General features: G+C 61.2%; 16 protein-coding genes. 3 read left to right on the top strand and 13 right to left on the bottom strand.

Translation table 11 applies throughout. The features are described from left to right. Positions 1-24 precede the first annotated feature (24 nt). The 13 genes from ACN9M3_RS11850 to ACN9M3_RS11790 all read right to left on the bottom strand — a co-directional run bounded on the left by ACN9M3_RS11850 (position 25) and on the right by ACN9M3_RS11790 (position 13,665). The gene (locus ACN9M3_RS11850; RefSeq protein WP_426322624.1) at positions 25-2,163 is read right to left on the bottom strand and encodes an exo-alpha-sialidase; all 2,139 of its coding nucleotides are present in this window, start codon (positions 2,161-2,163) and stop codon (positions 25-27) included. 142 nt (positions 2,164-2,305) lie between these two features. Next, the gene (locus tag ACN9M3_RS11845; RefSeq protein WP_426322622.1) at positions 2,306-2,920 is read right to left on the bottom strand and encodes a GAD-like domain-containing protein; all 615 of its coding nucleotides are present in this window, start codon (positions 2,918-2,920) and stop codon (positions 2,306-2,308) included. After that, positions 2,917-3,525, bottom strand: a complete 609-nt coding sequence (locus ACN9M3_RS11840; protein WP_426170932.1) for a GAD-like domain-containing protein — start codon at positions 3,523-3,525, stop codon at positions 2,917-2,919. The genes ACN9M3_RS11845 and ACN9M3_RS11840 overlap by 4 nt, the downstream gene beginning before the upstream one ends. Position 3,526: 1 nt before the next feature. After that, complete coding sequence (locus tag ACN9M3_RS11835; protein ID WP_426170931.1) at positions 3,527-4,153, bottom strand: GAD-like domain-containing protein; 627 nt, start codon at positions 4,151-4,153, stop codon at positions 3,527-3,529. 15 nt (positions 4,154-4,168) lie between these two features. Beyond that, positions 4,169-4,780 (bottom strand): GAD-like domain-containing protein, encoded by a 612-nt coding sequence (locus tag ACN9M3_RS11830; protein WP_426322619.1) that lies wholly within the window; start codon positions 4,778-4,780, stop codon positions 4,169-4,171. A 34-nt stretch (positions 4,781-4,814) separates the two neighbouring features. Then, positions 4,815-5,426 carry a GAD-like domain-containing protein gene (locus ACN9M3_RS11825; protein ID WP_426323737.1) on the bottom strand — a complete coding sequence of 204 codons (612 nt, stop codon included), beginning with the start codon at positions 5,424-5,426 and terminating at the stop codon, positions 4,815-4,817. A 4-nt stretch (positions 5,427-5,430) separates the two neighbouring features. Further along, entirely contained in the window at positions 5,431-6,057 is a 627-nt protein-coding gene (locus ACN9M3_RS11820) for a GAD-like domain-containing protein (protein ID WP_426170928.1), read from the bottom strand. Positions 6,058-6,068: 11 nt separating this feature from the next. Then, entirely contained in the window at positions 6,069-7,463 is a 1,395-nt protein-coding gene (locus ACN9M3_RS11815) for a DUF6861 domain-containing protein (protein WP_426322617.1), read from the bottom strand. Positions 7,464-7,585: 122 nt separating this feature from the next. Further along, positions 7,586-8,383, bottom strand: coding sequence for a substrate-binding periplasmic protein (locus ACN9M3_RS11810; RefSeq protein WP_426322615.1), 798 nt, complete (start codon positions 8,381-8,383; stop codon positions 7,586-7,588). A gap of 2 nt (positions 8,384-8,385) precedes the next feature. Next, a complete protein-coding gene (locus ACN9M3_RS11805) occupies positions 8,386-10,443 on the bottom strand; it encodes a putative bifunctional diguanylate cyclase/phosphodiesterase (protein ID WP_426322613.1) in 2,058 nt (685 codons plus the stop codon). Positions 10,444-10,445: 2 nt separating this feature from the next. Next, complete coding sequence (locus ACN9M3_RS11800) at positions 10,446-11,384, bottom strand: HDOD domain-containing protein (RefSeq protein WP_426322611.1); 939 nt, start codon at positions 11,382-11,384, stop codon at positions 10,446-10,448. Between the two features lie 293 nt (positions 11,385-11,677). Continuing rightward, the gene (locus tag ACN9M3_RS11795; RefSeq protein ID WP_426322609.1) at positions 11,678-12,307 is read right to left on the bottom strand and encodes a response regulator; all 630 of its coding nucleotides are present in this window, start codon (positions 12,305-12,307) and stop codon (positions 11,678-11,680) included. Then, positions 12,304-13,665: a cache domain-containing protein gene (locus ACN9M3_RS11790; protein WP_426322607.1), complete on the bottom strand. Its 1,362-nt coding sequence runs from the start codon at positions 13,663-13,665 to the stop codon at positions 12,304-12,306. Before ACN9M3_RS11790 ends, ACN9M3_RS11795 begins: the two co-directional genes overlap by 4 nt. Positions 13,666-13,794: 129 nt before the next feature. Between ACN9M3_RS11790 and ACN9M3_RS11785 the strand changes: the two genes are divergently transcribed. From ACN9M3_RS11785 to ACN9M3_RS11775, 3 genes are all read left to right on the top strand, one after another. Continuing rightward, complete coding sequence (locus ACN9M3_RS11785) at positions 13,795-15,855, top strand: carbon starvation CstA family protein (protein WP_426322605.1); 2,061 nt, start codon at positions 13,795-13,797, stop codon at positions 15,853-15,855. 4 nt (positions 15,856-15,859) lie between these two features. After that, entirely contained in the window at positions 15,860-16,060 is a 201-nt protein-coding gene (locus ACN9M3_RS11780) for a YbdD/YjiX family protein (RefSeq protein WP_130313223.1), read from the top strand. Between the two features lie 84 nt (positions 16,061-16,144). After that, positions 16,145-19,093, top strand: a complete 2,949-nt coding sequence (locus ACN9M3_RS11775; RefSeq protein WP_426170915.1) for a response regulator — start codon at positions 16,145-16,147, stop codon at positions 19,091-19,093. Positions 19,094-19,095: the final 2 nt, after the last annotated feature.

Below are 19,095 nucleotides of genomic sequence, written 5' to 3'. Positions count from 1 at the left end.
GACCTACTCGCATGTGTCTACTTGCTACAACACCGGGTCCCCCTTGCCCGCGGCTGGCAGGCCGTAAATGATTCCGCGTCCGGCAGTGCTCATGTAGACCACGCCGAAGCGGTTCATGTCGCCGACGATGAATTGGCCATCGCCAGGTCCGCCGAACTGGTTTGCGTCGTCGTTGATGCGCTGCCAGGTCGTGCCGCCGTCCAGCGAGCGGTGGATGCCCCGCACTCCGCCGACACTGCCCCAGATGTAGACCGCCGGATAATCGGCGCCCGGCGCAGCCTTGCCAAAGCCGACGGCTGCGCAATAGGTAACGCCGGCCAAGGGCGCGAAGCTGGCACCTGCATCCGTGGAGCGCGCCAGTCCGCCACCGTATAGCGGAACCCAGATATCCCCTTCCCTGCCCGGTGCAGCCCTGATCACACGCGAACCGCCTGCAGCCAGCCGCGCACGCGGTGCAAATGAAACGCCGCTGTCGGTACTGACCTGCATCACCCCGTTGTCGTAGGCATAAAACAGTCCCGACGCAACCGAATCGGCAACCGGGCGCAGGTTGGCGCCAGCCAGGCCGCGCACGACGCTCCAGCTAGTCCCTGAATCGCTGCTGCGATAAACCTCCCGGCTGCCGCGCGGAGCGTGCAGCATGACGGCACCATCGGACGACAGGGCGAGTTGGCCCTGCTCGCCCTTCAACGAGCGTGTTTGCGTCCAGTGTGAGCCGCCATCCGTGGTGAGGTACATCGCCTTGCCGACTCGGGCCATTACGCCAGGCCTGGCACTGGCCACGGCGAGGCCAAACGTCGTGCCCATCTGCGGCATATGGATCGGCGAATAGCGGGCGGGATTCGCGTGTAGGAAGCCGTCGATATCGCCCAGTGCCGATACCAGCGGCCCACCCGGAACGCTGATGGCATTCAGGGGAACCGTTTCCTCCAGTCCCCGCACATGGAAGGACCAGCGCGCCGGCCTTGCATCGATATCGGCGGTACGGAAAACGCCATTGCCGGAGGTAACCCAGGCTGCCTTTGAATCGAAAGGATCGAATTCGAACGTGCTGGCCCAGTGGATGCCATGTCCGGCCATCCAGGACGCGCCTTGCAGGTCCTTTTTAAAGCCACGAGCAATGACGTCGGTCCAGCTGTTGCCGGCGTCGTTAGAGACGAACAGGCGGTCCCCTTTGGCGTCGCCCTGCGGCAGGTAAGTACTGATGGTGGATACGGCGAGCCGGCGCGGGTTCTTCGCATCGACGCTGATACCGCTGAAAGGCGCCGTGAAACCGGCTGGCGTCACATCCTTCCATGCGCCGGTTGCGATGGCGTATTGCCAGACCTGTCCCCGGTCCATGGGCTCGGGTTGCCTGTCGTTCGGATGCGGGCCAGCACCGTTCGCGAACGTGATGTAAAGCTTGCCCGCGCCATCGAGCGCCGCCCGTTGCGGCATCAGCGCGGCGGGAGCACCCTGCACTGGCGTGAATGTTGCGCCGCCGTCGTCGCTCCGATAGAAGTTCGGGCCGACGGAGCCGTAGCGCGATACGCCAACATACAGGCGCCGCACCGCGCCGTCCTTCACGCTGGCCGGGTCCGGCAGTACAAAGCTGATGCCCGCACCGTTCGGAGTAGATTTGACATCCAGGCTCGCCATATGGCGCCAGCTAGCGCCGGCATCTGTACTCTTGAACAGGCCATTCCAGCGTGTGCCGACATAGAGCACGTTGCCGTTGCCGGGATCGACAGCCAGCCGCTCCCCGTTATTGCGCCCCATGCCATTGCCATGCGTTTTAAACTGGCCAGTGGTCTCCGTTACGGCCCAGGTCTTGCCGTAATCGCTGGAACGCAGGATCGCCGTGCGGCCATTCTGCAAGTAGCCGATGCCGGCCAGGAGGTAGACTTTGCCGGCATTGTGTGGGTCAACGGCCAGGGAATCGATGCCTAACAGGCCAGTATCTGCATCGCCCAGCCAGTCCAGCAGCGGCATCCAGCGCCCAGCACCCTTGTCCCAGCGGTAGGCGCCGCCGACGTCCGTTCGGGCATACACGACGCCAGCCTCGCTACGGCTCGGAATGACGGCGGACACAAATCCACCGCCGCCAATTGCCACGCTGTCCCACACATAGCCAGGTGCCTGGGGCGCAGCAACCGCGCCCACGCATAAGATGATTGCCGCCATCCCTGCACCAATCGGGCCAGCGTTAAGTAAAGACCCCATGCGTCGTCTCCCGGAGAGTATCGGAAGCGCATTCTCCAATGCACAGGATTACCCGGCAATTACGAAAATCACCAAACCGGATTCCGATAATGCGGAAACTGGATCAATTTGCGGGGTTCATGATTTGCAAGGGCGCTAGCTGCGCGAGCAGCACCAAGTGCTCAACAGCCCTGACCTTCTTGAGGTGTGTCAAGGCCGCGGAACCGCCGAGCGCCAATGCCGGAACAAACCCGTACATCTCATCATGTTTCAGTTGACCGAGCCTACGCAAGGCAGGGGAAAACAGGTCTGCAAAATCGTTCTCTTCGCGGTCTCGATTACTGAAAAACAAACGCAGCGCAAACTCCAACCTATTACCCTGGAAAATCGATTCACGTGAAAAACCATAAGCTCCAGGCGCCATCACTTTTAAGGAGTCTCCGGTTCGCTCCCCCCATAAATACAACTTCCCAAATGCGCTTCGAGCGATGACGTGATACGCATCCCTTTCCATAAGCGGCGTGTCGCCGATCCATGCTTCCAACACCGGCTCGTACTCTTGAGGATCGACGGTCCAGAATAAGCCATCGGCATAACCACACCAGCCATGCTCGTCCCAGAAAGCCAAAAGCTGGTCAGGGAGCTTTCCCTGGAAGCGTGCGAGGCTTGATGGCGGAGCACGGCGTTTGCTTATCGCCGGCCCCATATTTTCAAGGAAGTACTCGAAGTCTTCATTCACGAAATCAGCCTCAAAGGGGCGAGCTGCGCAAGTAATACCAAGTGCTCGACAGCCTTTACCTTCCTTAGATTCTTCAACATCGAAGCCCCTCCCAGCGCCAACGCTGGCGAGAAACCATACATTTCATCGTGGTTCAAATGCCCCAACTTTTCCAATGCGTGGAGAAACATGCCCGCGAAGTCATTCTCCTCGCGATCTCGCACGCTGAAGAACGCACGCACACCGAGCTCCAGCTCATCCTCTTCAAAGACCGGATCAACGGGAAGGCAATAAGAACCGGGCGCAAACAACCGGAGGGACTCGCCAGTACGCTCGCCCCAAAAGTACAGCTCACCAAATGCACTCCGCGCGATGATGTGATACGCATCCTGCGCCATGAAGCCTGTACCGGCGATCCACGCCTCCAGGACCGGTTGATACTCAGACGGATCGACGGTCCAGAACAAGCCGTCAGCATAGCCACACCAGCCATGCTCTTCCCAATACGCCAGCAATTGATCAGGGAGTTTTCCTCGAAAGCGTTCGACACTCTGCGCTGGGACGCAACGCTTGTGCACTGCCGGTCCCATTTTTTCAAGAAAGAACTCGAAATGTTCGTCCGTCATTTTAGAAATCAGCAAGCGAATGCGGCGTCATCACTTCCAATGGGGCGAGCTGTGCGAGGAACACCAAATGCTCAACCGCTTTAACCTTCTTGAGGTGTGACAAGGGTGCAGGACCGCCGAGCGCCAATGCCGGAACGAATCCATACATTTCATCGTGCTTCAATTGACCCAGTTTTTTTCGGGCGCCGGAGAACATGTCATCAAAATCGTTCTCATTGCGATCACGCACGCCGAAGAACGTGCGAAGGCCGAGGTTTATATCCCCGTTCTGGAAAATTGATTCGTGAGGAAAGCAGTAAGTGCCCGGAGCGAACACAGTTAGCGAGTCGCAGGTACGTTCGCCCCAGAAGTACAACCCACCGAAGGCGCTTCGCGCAATGATGTGATAAGCATCCCTCTCGATGAACTCGGTATCGCCAATCCATGCGTCCAGCACAGGCTCATACTCTTGGGGATCGACCGTCCAGAAAAGCCCGTCTGCATAACCGCACCAGCCGTGCTCCTCCCAGTAAGCCAACAACTGGCTGGGGAGCTTACCGCGGAATCGTTCAATGCTCGATGGCGGAACGGGCCGCTTATCAATCGCCGGCCCCATCTCCTCCAGAAATAATTCGAAATGTTCGTCCATTGCATCAACAATCAATTAGGGCGGGGTCATTACTTCTAATGGCGCAAGTTGGGCTAGTAAGACCAAGTGCTCGACGGCTTTCACCTTTTGAAGATGCGACAGTTCCGATGGGCCGCCCAGCGCCAATGCAGGAACGAAGCCGTACATCTCATCATGCTTCAATTGTCCTAGCTTCTCCCTCGCTGGAGAGAAAAGGCCCTCCATATCATTTTCTTCACGATCCCGTTTGCTGAAAAACATGCGAAGGCCAAGTTCGAGTCTGCCATTCTGAAAGCGCGATTGACGAGGGAAACAATACGCTCCAGGCGCTATCACTTTCAGAGAGTCTCCGGTACGCTCTCCCCAAAAATACAGCTTCCCAAACGCACTGCGCGCGATGATGTGATACGCGTCCTTTTCCATAAATGGCGTATCGCCGATCCATGCTTCCAACACCGGCTCATACTCTTGGGGGTCGACGGTCCAGAACAATCCGTCGGCGTATCCACACCAGCCATGCTGTTCCCAATAGGCCAATAGCTGCTCGGGGAGCTTTCCTCGGAAGCGTGCCATGCTCGCTGTTGAGACACGCCGCCGCTCAATCGCAGGTCCCATCTGCGCCAGGAAAAATTCAAAGTCGTCATCCATCACTTTATTGTTCGGTCGATGTGCCCGCAATCAGCTAAGGTGGGGTCATTACTTCCAATGGCGCGAGTTGGGCCAGCAGCACCAAGTGCTCGACAGCCTTAACCTTTTGGAGATGCGACAATTCCGACGGGCCACCCAGCGCTAATGCGGGGACGAAACCATACATTTCATCGTGTTTTAGCGGCCCGAGTTTTTCTGAGGCCGGCACAAATAAGTCAGCAAAATCATTTTCTTCACGATCTCGCTTGCTGAAGAAGACCCGCATGCCGCGTTCCATATCTCCGTGCTGGAATGCCGATTCACGAGGAAAACAATAGGAGCCCGGCGCAAAGACTTTCAATGAGTCGCAAGTACGTTCGCCCCAAAAATACAGCTCACCAAAAGCGCCACGCGCAATGATGTGATAAGCGTCCTTTTCCATGAATGGGCTGTCACCAATCCATGCTTCCAGTACGGGCTCGTACTCTTGAGGATCTACGGTCCAGAAGAGACCACCCGCGTAACCACACCATCCATGGTCCTCCCAATATGCCAACAATTGTTCAGGGAGTTTTCCTCGAAAGCGTTCGATGCTCAGCGCTGGGACGCAACGCTTGTGCATGGCAGGCCCCATTTTTTTCAAGAAGAACTCGAAGTATTCGTCCATCACTTTAGAAATCAGTAAGCGTAGGCGATCTCATCACTTCCAATGGGGCGAGTTGAGCAAGAAGAACCAAGTGCTCGACGGCTTTTACTTTTTGAAGATGCGGCAGTTCCGATGGGCCTCCGAGCGCCAGCGCAGGAACGAAACCATACATTTCATCGTGCTTCAACTGGCCTAATTTCTTCAACGCTGGCGAGAACATTTCAGCAAAGTCGTTGTCCTTTCGTTTCCGCATGCCGAAAAAAACTCGCATACCAAACTCTAGCTCATGCTCCTGAAAAGCTGGTTCGGTAGGAAAGCAGTACGACCCTGGCGCAAATAACGTCAGCGTGTTGCCCGTTTGTTCGCCCCAGAAGTAGAGCTCACCGAAGGCGCTCCGCGCAATGACGTGATACGCATCCCTTTCCATGAGGGGCGTTTCACCGATCCATGCCTCGAGAACAGGCTCGTACTCTTGCGGATCGACGGTCCAGAATAAACCCTCTGCATAACCACACCAGCCATGTTCTTCCCAATACGCCAGCAATTGATCAGGGAGTTTTCCTCGAAAGCGAGCAATGCTTGATGGTGGAACATGGCGCTTATTCATCACCGGCCCCATTTTCTCAAGGAAGTACTCAAAGTCTTCATCCATAATTTATTCCCTTATTTGCATCGTTCGAGCTTTACATTCATTTTGGCAACGGTGCGTTGCGAGATTGGCACTTCTTTTGCTGCGTCATCAAGTGTTCCAACTCGGCTTCGCCATTGAGAACCGATGCGCGAGTTAATATTGCGATCACCGAAATCGCTGATAACATCCCGTCCAGCTACGACCATGTCGGGGTTATGTAAGGCTGCCAACGCCTTCATTCTAGTTGCTGCTTCTTGCATGGCCTTAGTTTCAGCATCGCCTACCGACAATCCAATTTTGCGGAATTGGATGGTAAGTGCTTCCACAAGTCTCCTTTCGTACCCCTCACGAGCCTGTTTCGCCACTTTGGGATCACGAATTGCATCTTTTGCAGTGAACGCCTTGCGGCCTTCCATGTATTCCTCGACAGTCATTGCGTTCAAACCCGCTTCCTGCCCCGCCAGTTGGCGGTCAAATTCGGGAAGGCTTCCTTGCGGCAGGTCATTCGGCTTGAAACACGGAACCTTCTTTTGAGGCATACCTGCCGGGCGCCGTGGTTCCGGCTCCTCAGTTGGACGTTTTCGTTTCGGCGGCGCAGGTGCAGGTTCCTCCAGCGCGCTCGCTGCATTTTTGCGGCGTGATTGTAAGGCCGGATGCCGGCTCAACTTCTCTTCATTTTCCTCGATCCAGCGCGCCACTTTTGGTCCCAGGCGCGGGCTCTCACGGACTTCTTTCAACGCCAGGGCTTTGTTACCTTTTCCCCGCGAGAAGTAGGCCATCAGCGCCATCAGGATGGCCATGATCATGATCACGTGGCCGTTGGCGAACTCAAAGGCTGCGTGGCGTACGTTTCCTTGTTCCGGCCCGGCTAGCGCGTAACTGCAGGTTCGCTCACCCCGCGGCGGCGGCCCCCAGGCTTCACGGAAACCACGTTCATAGTGCTCCATGGCTTCGGGAATTGCCGTCACCATGCCTTCAATCAGCGATTTCAGTCCCAAGAGCGCCATCACCCAGGCGCCGACTTGTGAGCCCACCGCCGCGCCGGCTGCAGCACCCGGCAAAGCTCCGACTCCACCAAAGAACGCGCCGCCGACAGCGCCGACCGTGGCGCCGGCGACAACCGAGCCGCCATAGTACAGGGCCATGTCTTTACAGACTTCGATGAGAATGTGCCAGATGGACGAAAGGTCGATGCCCGACAGTTGCTGGACAATGATCCTTCTGGCCATGTCACCCGACTGCTCCAGCGCGCGCTGGACGCGCTCGACGCGTGAGCTCTGGCTTGCGAAATTGCCGATGCCGAATGGGGGCGCGGGGCTGATGGCCCGTCCCATGCTGTCGAAAACCGAACCCGTGCCATGCCCCTTGCTGACCTGGCGCTCCCGTTTTTCAAGTTCAGACCATATGCGCGACGATTGGTTAAGCAAATTGCTACCCTCTGGCGTTGCTCAATTGGAAAACCGGTAGGATAGCAAAATAATTAAATTTTCGATAAGTTCTGCAGTGCGCAGGTTGAACGACACAATGAATAACTTCCTGCCGCGATAAGCTAGCAGTCCTGGGGCTTGATGGCAGCGAAGCGGCAGTCCAATGGGCGGAAGAAATCACGCGAGGTGCCGTAAGCTTTGTTATAGCGATTGAAGATACGGTCGATGTCGCCGGATTTGTACAGGGCCGCGATGCCGCGCTCGAAGCTTTCACGCATTTCGACCGTTCGGAAGGCAAACCAATATTCATTCGGCTTGCCGAGGATGTCGTGATACACCAGGTCGAAATCGCCATCGCGCAGGTAGGACTGCCGGTCCAGGTAGAAGTTGAAAATATCCTTCTGCGAGATCACTACGTCCACCTGCTTCAGCACCAGCAGCGGTGATTGCAGCGTCAAGGGTTCTGAGTAGCGAGCATTGCCCTGCACTGCGTCGCGGTAGGCCTGGCCTAGCATGCGGCTGGCGCCATTGAAGGCGGTCACGCGGTAGTGCGACAGGTCGGCGACCGAATCGAGCCGCGGCAAGTTGGCGCGCCGGGTGATCGCAAGGTTGTGGAAGCTGGTTATCGGCCAGCGGCTCATCACGCCTGGCAGCGTCATCCCTGGCTTGGCACTGGTCGTTACGTCGACTACGCCCTTGCGCAGGGCTTCCTCGGTTCGCTTCTGCGGCAGGTAGAGGAAATCCGCTGCGATGCCTTGCGTTGCCATGGCGTCACGCAGCACATCGACCATCGGGCCGCTGTGGCGGTCGGGCATGACAAAGGGGGCAATGTCGTCCTGCAGGCCGAACCTGATGCGCGCCGGCTCTGCAGCCTGCGCGGAGCAGGAAACCAGCATGGCCAGGAGGGCGGCGCGCAACATGGTCAGCCTGCCGCGGCGATACGTTCTGGCGGCGCCCAGTTCTGCACCAGGGCCTCTTCGAACTCCTCGGCCGGCAGGGGGCGCGAGAACAGGTAGCCCTGTACTTCGTCGCAGCCGGAATCCTTGAGGAAGGCCAGTTGTTCCGGCGTTTCCACACCCTCGGCAATCACCTTGTGCTTCAGTTGCTGGGCAATGCTGATGATGGTGCTGGCAATGGCACAGTCGTTGGTGTCGACCGGAATGCCGGTGGTGAAGGAGCGGTCGATCTTCAAGGTATCGATCGGGAATCGCTTCAGGTAGGACAGGCTGGAATAGCCGGTGCCGAAGTCGTCCAGCGACAAGGTGATGCCGGCCGCTGTCAGGCGATCCATGATGCCGATCACGCGCTCGATATTGTGCATCAGGGTGGATTCGGTGATTTCCAGTTCCAGCCAGGATGGTTCGAGGCCGTAGCGCTGCAGCGTTTCCATCACGCGGCCTGGCAACGCGGAAGTGAACTCGCGCGCAGAGACGTTGACTGCCAGGCGAATCGGCGGCAAGCCTTTCTCCTTCCATGCCTGCGCCTGCGCGCAAGCAGCTTCCAGCACCCATTCGCCGACTTGCACCACCAGGCCGGTCGCTTCCGCCAGCGGGATGAATTCGGCCGGCGGCACCAGGCCGCGCTCGGGGTGCTTCCAGCGCACCAGCGCTTCGGCGCCGATGATCTTGCCGCTGCTGATTTCGAATTTTGGCTGGTAGTGCAGCAGCAGCTGTCCATTGCCCAGCGCCTGGCGCAAGCCGGATTCTATGCGCATGCGCTCTTGCATGCCCTTGTTCATGTCCTGGCTGTAGAAGGCGATATGCTCGCCGTCGGTCGAGGCATTCTGCTTGGCGCGATACATGGCGATATCGGCCAAGCGCAGCAGGGTTTCCGCGTCGTTGCCATCCTGCGGGTAGACGCTGATGCCGATCGAGGCGCTGACGCGCAAGTCATGGCCATCGATCAGGAAAGGCTCGTTCAGCGCCGACAGCAGCTTGTTTGCCACCATGCTTGCTTCGTAATGCTGGTGGATATCGAACAGGCCAACCGCGAATTCGTCGCCGGACAGCCGCGCCACCACGTCCTGGTCGCGCAGGGCCAGCCGGAAGCGCTGCGAAATTTCGCGCAGCAGCGCGTCGCCCACGGCGCGTCCCAGGGTGTCGTTGATCAGCTTGAAGCGGTTCAAGTCGATGAACATCACGCAGCCGTGCGCCTTGCTGCGCTGGGCTACGATCAAGGCCTGGTCGACCAGCTTGGTCAGCAGCGAGCGGTTCGGCAGGTTGGTCAGCGCATCGTAGTATGCGAGGTGGTGGATGCGTTCCTCCGCCCGTTTGCGCTCCGTGATATCGGTCAGGTAGGCGATCAGGCCGATCGAGCGGTCTTCCATATCGCATAGCTGCGACAGCGACAGGCTGGCCCAGAATACTTCGCCGTTCTTTTTCTTGCGGCGCACTTCCATCAGGCGGCCGCCCTGCTCCAGGAATGCATCGCCGAGATCTTCGTCTTCGTCGTCGTAGAGGAAGATGATGTTGCGGCCGACCGCTTCCACCGCCGAATAGCCGAACAGGCGCTCGGCGCCCTTGTTCCAGCTTGTGATGAAGCCGTTCGGGTCCATGGTCAGTACCGACTCGTGGATCTGGTCCAGGATCTGCGTCTGGTGCTGCAGGCGCGCTTCCACCTGCACATAGGCGTGGGTGGTGCGCTGCGCTACCGAATGCACTTGCAGTATGCTGGCGGCCAGGCTGGCGAGGCTGGCGAGATTCTGCCGGTTGGCGTCGGTATAGGATGCGAGACCGGATACTTCAAAGCGGCCGAAATACTGGCTGTCGAACTGGATCAGCTGCGACAAGCCGCTTTCCCATCCCGGCAGGCCGGTGGCCGGCGTCATGTCGCGCGGCACGTAGCGGCCGTGCGGGCTGCCGGTGACCTCGCGCGCGACGCGGCCAAGCTCCTCCACCAGCGCGTGCCCGCGCAGGCGCAGCACGGCATCGCACACGGCGGCGCTGCTGGCGAGGAAATTGGCAAGCGGTTGCGCGGGCATGCTCACACGTTCCTGCTGACCTGGAGCGCCCAATGGTAGGCCTGCAACAGGCTGCGCCAATAGGTCTCATTGTCGATGCCGACGTCGCGCAGCGCACTCGCCTGCGGTTCGTGCATTTCCACCAGCGCCAGCATCTCACCCAGTTCGCCGGTGCGGTCCAGCAGGGCCGCAACGACGTCCAGGTCGAGGTTCAGTGCCGATACGATGTCGGTCATGGGCATTGCCAGCAACACGTCGAGCAGCGAGAACACGCCGACCAGGAACGCCATGTCCTGCTCATCGCGGTCGCCTTCGCGCAGCTTGCACAAGGCTTCCATTTGCGCGGCGCGCAGGGCAGCCAGCGGCAGCAGGGCATTGGCCGGGCCGTCCGCTTGCTGGCGCGCGTACAGCAGCAGTTGCAGCCAGCGTTGCAGTTGGCGGCGGCCCAGCAGGTTGATGGCCTGCCCGAAATTGTGGATGGGGTTGCTGTTCGGCGCGAAGGCGGCTGAATTGACCAGCTTGAGCAACTGGAAGGACAGCGCAGGGTCCTGTTTCAGCAGGGTTTCCAGCTCGCGCGAATCGGCGTCCCGGGCCAGCAGGCCAAGCAGGGCAAGCAAGCGTTTGCGGGTGGTGCCGTCGCCTTGCGCCGCTTCATGTTGCTGCGCGCGCGGCAGTTCGCTGCGGAGACAGGCCTGGGCCGGTGCGACGCCAGCTTCACCATCGGCCAGCAAGCGCAGTCCGCGCTCGGCCAGTTGCTTGCACCGCTGCTGCACTGCGCTGTCGGCCAGCTGCGCGGCGGAGACGGTGAAGACGATGCGTGCGAGCGGCAGGCCATCGAGCTGGCTGGCCTCGATGGCAAGCGGATCGGCGAGGGGAATGTAGTAATCGAGCGAACCCAGTGCTTCGGATTCAGGACAGCCAAGGAGCAATTGCAGCGCGGGCAGCGAAGCCGCTGCCGGCATTTGAAACGCCAGTCCTGCCCAGTGGTTTTGGTTATCCAGGACAGGCTTGATTCCCACCAACGGAAACGAATTCGGATCTGACGCAGACATCGGAATCTCGGTGTGGCAATACGAACAATGGTAAATGGTTTATTGATGTAAAGCAACCATTGAGCGCCCGCTGACACCCTGTGTTACAAGACTCCGGGAATATAACAGAAATTGCTGAAAAGTCAGCTTTTTGGGGATAGAGGGAGCAATCGAATTGCCGGATTGTACCTGCAACGATACATTCCTGAGCTATTTAGCAATTTCTATTTGTCGAATTGTGCGTGTTGTACCGCAAACTTGATCAATTCTGCCTGTCCCTCGATGCCGAGCTTGCGCTTGATATTGAGGCGGTGGGTTTCCACCGTGCGCACGCTGAGGTCCAGCTCGCGCGCGATATGCTTGTTCGATTCGCCGTTGGCGAGGTGGCGCAGCACTTCCGCTTCGCGGGTGGTGAGATGGTTGTCCTGCGCCATGGGCTTGGCCAGTTGCTGCGCCAGGTTGGCGCTGTAGTAGATGCCGCCGGCCATCACGGTTTCGATGGCCACCACGATATCCTTGCCCGGCGCGTCTTTCAGCACGTAGCCGCGGGCGCCTGCCTGGATGGCCTGGGTCACGTATTCCAGCTTGTCATGCATCGACAGGATCAGCACTGCAATCGACGGGAACTGGCGCTTGAACAGGGCCGTCGCTTCGATGCCATTGGTGCCGCGCATATTGATGTCCATCAGGACCAGGTCGGGGCTGTGCAGGCCGGCAGCTTCCAGCGCCTCGGCGGCGCTGCCGGCCTCGCCTACCACGTCGAACTGGGCCATCGCTTCCAGCCGCGCGCGCAGGCCGTCGCGTACGAGGGGGTGGTCGTCTACCAGCAGGATCCTTGTCCGCAGCTCACTCATTTTTTGCCCTTATTGTCTACACGCGCCAGCACCGTGGTGCCGGCTGGCGAGGACTCGACGCGGAACTGGCCGCCGATCGCTTCCATGCGCTCCATCATATTCCGTAATCCGATGCCGCGCTTCGGATGGCCGGCGATGCCCTCGGCATCGAAGCCGCTGCCATTGTCGGCAATGCGCAGCGTGACGCCTTCGGCATCGCCTTCGAGGCCGATATTGATGCTGGTCGCCGCAGCATGGCGCTCGATATTGGTGAGCGCCTCCTGCGCAATGCGGAACAGCACCGTGTTCGCCACGTCCGGCAGGCGGTCGGTGCAGCCGTTGGCGATGAAGGCCACGTCGACGCCGATGTGCTCGCGAAATTCGGCGGCCAGGTGGTCGAGCGCGGCGGCCAGGCCCAGGTCGTCCAGGATGGCGGGACGCAGGTTGTGCGAGATGCGGCGCACTTCTCCCAGCACATTGTTCAACTGCTCCGCCGTGTGTTCGAAAGCCGCCTTGGCCTTGTCCTGCTGCGCGGGGTTGCCGAGGCGGATGATGCCGGCCTCGATCTGCAGCTTGATCGACACCAGCCACTGGCTGATGCCGTCGTGCAGGTCGCGCGACAGGCGCGCCCTCTCCTCTTCCTGCGATTCGACCACGCGCTGAGCCAACACCTTCAGCTTGGCATCGGCGACGCGGTATTCGCGGATATTCAGCGCCAGGCCCGATACGCCGACCGCCACCAGGGCCAGCGCCGCAATCGCCGCCATCCACAGCAGGGTATTGCGGATGTTGCCGCGCTGCTGGGCGTCGACCTGGGCCAGCGCCGCATCGACGTCGTCGAGATAGATGCCGGTGCCCAGCATCCAGCCCCATTCCGGCAGCGGGATCACGTAGCCAAGCTTGGGCGCCGGCTTGTGGGTGGAAGGCTTGACCCAGTTGTAGCGCTCCAGCCCTCCGCCTTCGCGGGCGCGGGCCAGCAGGCGCTGGATGGTGGGATTGCCTTCCTGGTCCTTCAGCATGAACAGGTTCTGGCCCACCAGCTCCGGCTGGCGCGGGTGCATCAGCGAATTGCCCTGCATGTCGTAGACGAAGAAATAACCATCGTCGCCGAAGCTCAGGGTCGACAGGATGCGTTTCGCTTCGTCCAGCGTGGCCTGGTCCTTGCGCCCCGATTTGACCAGGTGGGCAATCGAGTGATTGGCCAGGGTGACGTAGTGCTTGAGCTCCGCTTCCTTGCTGGCCAGGTAGGCCTGCTGGATGGTGTCGCGCTGCTGGCGGGCAAGCGTCGCCGCCTGGTAGCGCACCGCGACGGCGATCGCGCACAAGGCCAGGATCAGGGGCGCAATGGCCAGGAACAGGAACTTTTGCCGCAGCTTCATGCGGCGATTGTAAGCCCGCTGCCGGGCGCTTGTCCTACGTAGTTATACGGACGGCGTTTGCGTAGTGGTGCGCTTGTGACAGATATTCAATTCCTGAATACTGGCCATTCATCCTTGGAGGAGACCCCGATGAATCCCGTTATGAAGAAACTTGGCTGGGCAGCGATGTCGGTGCTCGGTGCCGGCGCCCTGGGCGTGATTGCCCTCAAGCGCGGCGAACCTGTCAGCGCCATCTGGCTGGTGATTGCAGCCGTTTGCGTGTACCTGATCGCGTACCGCTTCTACAGCCTGTTTATTGCCAAAAACGTCATGGGCCTGGAGGCCAACCGCCTGACCCCGGCCCATAAGCACAACGATGGCCTGGACTACGTGCCAACCAATAAGAACGTTCTGTTCGGCCACCACTTCGCCGCGATTGCCGGCGCCGGCCCGCTGGTCGGCCCCGTGCTGGCGGCGCAGATGGGCTACCTGCCCGGCATGCTGTGGATCCTGGCCGGCGTGGTGTTCGCCGGCGCGGTGCAGGACTTCATGGTGCTGTTCATTTCCACCCGCCGCGATGGCCGCTCGCTCGGCGACCTGATCAAGTCCGAACTGGGCCCGATCCCGGGCAATATCGCGCTGCTGGGCACCTTCATGATCATGGTGATCATCCTGGCCGTGCTGGCGCTGATCGTGGTGAAGGCGCTGGCGCACTCGCCATGGGGCTCCTTCACCGTGATGGCGACCATCCCGATTGCGCTGTTCATGGGCGTCTACTCCCGCTATATCCGCGTCGGCCGCGTCGGCGAAGTGTCGCTGATCGGCTTCGTGCTGCTGATGCTGGCCATCTTCGGCGGCCAGTGGGTGCAGGAAAACCCTGCCCTCGCGCCGATGTTCACCTTCTCCGGCACTGAACTGACCTGGATGCTGATCGGCTATGGCTTCATCGCTTCCGTGCTGCCGGTGTGGCTGCTGCTGGCGCCGCGCGACTACCTGTCCACCTTCCTGAAGATTGGCACCATTGTCGGCCTGGCGCTGGGCATCCTGATCGTGGCGCCGATGCTGCAGATGCCGTCGATTACCAAGTTCATCGACGGCACCGGCCCTGTATGGTCCGGCAACCTGTTCCCCTTCCTGTTCATCACCATCGCCTGCGGCGCCGTGTCCGGCTTCCACGCGCTGATCTCCTCCGGCACCACGCCGAAGATGATCGAGAACGAAACCCACGCCCGCTTCATCGGCTACGGTGCGATGCTGATGGAATCCTTCGTCGCCATCATGGCGCTGGTGGCCGCTTCGACCATCGAGCCAGGCGTGTACTTCGCGATGAACAGCCCGGCCGCACTGCTCGGCACCACCGCCGAATCTGCAGCGCAGGCGATTTCCCAATGGGGCTTCTACGTCACGCCTGAAATGCTGACGCAGACCGCCAAGGACGTGGGCGAATCCACCATCATCTCCCGCGCCGGCGGCGCACCGACCCTGGCGGTGGGCATGGCGCACATCCTGTCCAACGTGGTGGGCGGCAAGGCCATGATGGCGTTCTGGTACCACTTCGCCATCCTGTTCGAAGCCCTGTTCATCCTGACCGCTGTCGATGCGGGCACCCGCGCCGGCCGCTTCATGCTGCAGGACTTGCTGGGCTCCTTCGCACCGTCGCTGAAACGCACCGACTCCGTGTTCGCCAGCCTGCTGGCCACCGGCCTGTGCGTGGCTGCCTGGGGTTACTTCCTGTACCAGGGCGTGGTCGATCCGCTGGGCGGCATCAACACCCTGTGGCCGCTGTTCGGCATCGCCAACCAGATGCTGGCCGCGATTGCGCTGATCCTGGCGACCTGCGTGCTGTTCAAGATGAAGCGCGCCAAATACGCCTGGGTCACCATCCTGCCGACCATCTGGCTGCTGCTGTGCACCCTGACCGCCGGCTGGCAGAAGATCTTCGACGCCAATCCGAAGATCGGCTTCATGGCCCACGCCGCGAAATACCAGGCGGCCCTGACGGACGGCAAAGTGCTGGCCCCGGCCAAGTCGATCGAGCAGATGCAGCAGGTCATCGTCAACGACTACCTCGATGCAGGCCTGGCAGCCTTCTTCATGATCGTCGTGGTCAGCGTACTGGTATTTGGCGTGCGCACCGCGCTGGCTGCCTGGAACGCCAGCCGCCCGACCCACAACGAAGCCCCGGCCCAATACGCCGCCGCGGCCAAGTAAAGCCATGCTCGGCGAAATCGTCAAGGCAGGCCGCTACCTCGGACAGAGCATGCGGCTGATGTGCGGCCTGCCGGAATACGACACCTACGTCGCCCATCGCGAGACCACCCACCCGGGTGAGCCCGTGATGAGCTACGAGGAATTCTTCCGCGAACGCCAGGAAGCGCGCTACGGCGGCGCCGGCAAGCGGGGTGGCTGCTGCTAGTAACTGGAAGTTAGAGCCAGATCAAAGTGTCGAAATTCTTAGCATTTATTCTTTGCCCGATGGAATCGTCCTTCGGCGGCGAAAATGCTCAATTTCGAACGGTCCGGCCTAAGCCAGAAACTGACCATCATCTCGGTGCTCACCACCGGCAGCGCCCTGCTGCTGGTGTTCGTGGCATTCGCCGTCGCGTCCATCCTTTCCCACACCAGCGAGGAGCGCAAGCAGCTAACCTCGCTGGCTGATGTCATCGGCGCCAACAGCGTCTCTTCCCTGCTTTATGCCGACCGGCCGACTGCCGAACAGGCCTTGGCCGCGCTGGCGGTCAAGAGCGACATCACGCGCGCCGCCCTGTTCGACCGGGACGGCAGGCTGTTTGCCTCCTACCCTGCCCAGCGCGAACCGGCGCCCATTGCGCTGGATGCGCCGCGCTTGCGGCAACTGGCGTCGGGCGAACTGGCCGAGCGTGACGGGCCGCCGTGGGCGCCGCTGCTGCGGCTTTACCGGCCGGTGCGGGTGCGCCAGCATGTGATCGGGGCGGTGATGATCGAGGCCGGCCAGGCTTCGCTGTGGCTTGGCATCCTGCGCAACCTCGGCATTACGGCGGCGGCCACCGTTTCCTCCTTCGGGCTGGCGCTGGTGCTGTCGGCGCGCTTTCGCGAAGGCATTGCGGCGCCCATTGCGCAGCTGATCGCGGCGGCGGACAAGGTGAGCAGCAGCCAGACCTACGCCCAGGTGCAGCACCAGCGCAGCGATGAACTGGGCACGCTGATCGACAGCTTCAACGGCATGCTGGCGCAGATCGAGAGCCGCGACACCAAGCTGGCGCAGTACCGCGGCGAACTGGAACGCCAGGTCAGCATCCGCACTGCGCAACTGGAAAAAGCCAAGGATTCGGCGGAAGCGGCCAGCCAGGCCAAGAGCGCCTTCCTGGCCAATATGTCGCACGAAATCCGCACGCCGATGAACGGGGTGCTGGGCATGGCCGAGCTGCTGGCGGCGACCGAGCTGACCGAGACCCAGCGCCACTACACCAGCATGGTGCGTCGCTCGGGAGAGCACCTGCTGGTGATCATCAACGACATCCTCGACTTTTCCAAGGTTGAAGCGGGCAAGCTGACCGTCGAATACATCAACTTCAACCTGCGCGAACTCCTTGACGATATCGAGAACGTATTTGCGCCGCAGGCCCAGGCCAAGGGCATCGAGATGGAGTTTGCTGTGGCGAACAATATTCCGCTGGCGATCTGCGGCGACCCAAACCGGCTGCGGCAGGTGATCGTCAACCTGCTGGGCAACGCGGTCAAGTTCACCGACCAGGGACGGATCAAGGTGGCGGTTCGCGTGGCGGAGGAAGACGCGCAATCGGCCCGCCTGCGCATAGAAGTGCAAGATACCGGCATCGGCGTTTCACGCGAGGCGCGGGCCCACATTTTCGACTCGTTCTCGCAGGGCGATGGCTCGACTACCCGCAAGCATGGCGGTACCGGGCTGGGATTGGCGATTTCCAAGCAGCTGGTGGAGTTGATGGGAGGCTCGATCGGCGTCGACAACGCGCTGGGACGCGGTTCGGTGTTCTGGTTCACCGTGCAATTCGACAAGCGGCGCGTGGATGCGGATGATGCAGGCTTCCAGCAAAAACCGACCAAGGGCTTGCGCGCGCTGGTGGTCGATCGCCAGGCCGAGAGCGCGCTGGCGCTCCAGCGCCTGCTGGGCCGCTGGCACTTGCAAGGGCATTGCGCACCAAGCGCCGCCGATGCCTTGCGCGAGCTGCACGCGGCGGCCGCACGGGGGACGCCCTACGACGTGGCGCTGCTTGACATGGGGCTGGACGATATCGGCGGGCTGGCGCTGGCGGCCGAGATCAAGGCCGATCCCGACATTTCGGGCATCCGCCTGATCTTGCTGGCCTCCGAGCGCAATGCAGCGGACCAGGTGCAGCGCCGTGCCGCCGGCGTGGCGTTCCAGCTTATCAAGCCGGTGCGCGAGCCGGACCTGTACGACTGCATCGTGACGCCGGTGCGGGCCAATGAAGGCGTGGGCGCTGCTGCGCACGGCGGCGCATCGCAGTCCCAAGCCTCGCTGCGTCCTCGCCTCGGCCAACGCCCGCGCGCCCTGCTGGCGGAAGATAATCCCGTCAATGTGGAAGTGGCGTCGGCCATGCTGCGCGGCCTGGGCATGGAAGTGGCCTGCGCTGCCAACGGCGAGGAGGCGCTGGCGGCCGTGCGGGCGGGCGACTACGACCTGGTGCTGATGGACTGCATGATGCCGGTGATGGACGGCATGGCCGCCACCGCCGAAATCCGCCGGCTGGAGCAGCAGCGCGGCCGCGCACGCGCCACGCCTATCGTCGCCATCACCGCCAACGCCCTGCAAGGGGACCGTGAACGCTGCCTTGCGGCGGGGATGGACGATTACATCAGCAAGCCGTTCTCGCAACAGGCCCTGGCCGATACGCTTGGCCGGTGGATCGCCCTGCCCCGCCCGGCGCCTGCCGCATTGCCGGCCACGGCCCCGGACAGCCGCGCCTCCGCCAGCGCGCTATCCGTAGCTCTCGCAGTGCGCGCCGCGTCCGGCCAGGCACCACCAGCAAGCGCCGTCGGCAACCACAAGGCGCACGCCCCGCCCCCAGCCGAGCCAGCCGATGCAGGCCATGTGCGCCCCCCCCTGCAAGCCATGCCCGCAGCCATCAACCCGCTCGCGCTTGACGCCATCCGCGCCCTCAGCGCAGGGCAAGGAGAGGCATTGCTGCAGCGCGTGCTGGCCACCTTCCTGCAAGACACGCCCCGCCAGCTCGCAGCCCTGCACGAAGCGGTCGCAGAAAGCGACCCAAACACCATCCGCAAGACCGCCCACAGCCTGAAATCGAGCAGCGCCAACGTCGGCGCCGATACGCTGGCCCGGCTGTTCCGCGACCTGGAACAGCTTGCCCGCACCGGCCAGACCGATGGTGCGGCAGACCTGATAGCGCAACTGGAGCGCGAATTCCAGTCAGTCCGGCATTCGCTCAGCCTCATTCTGCCGAAGGGAGCATGAAA

It is taken from the genome of Pseudoduganella sp. R-43, assembly GCF_049913255.1.
Taxonomy (GTDB): Bacteria; Pseudomonadota; Gammaproteobacteria; order Burkholderiales; family Burkholderiaceae_D; genus Rugamonas.
The sequence above is the reverse complement of the archived record's forward strand: the minus strand, read 5'-3'. Positions and strand labels throughout refer to the sequence as shown.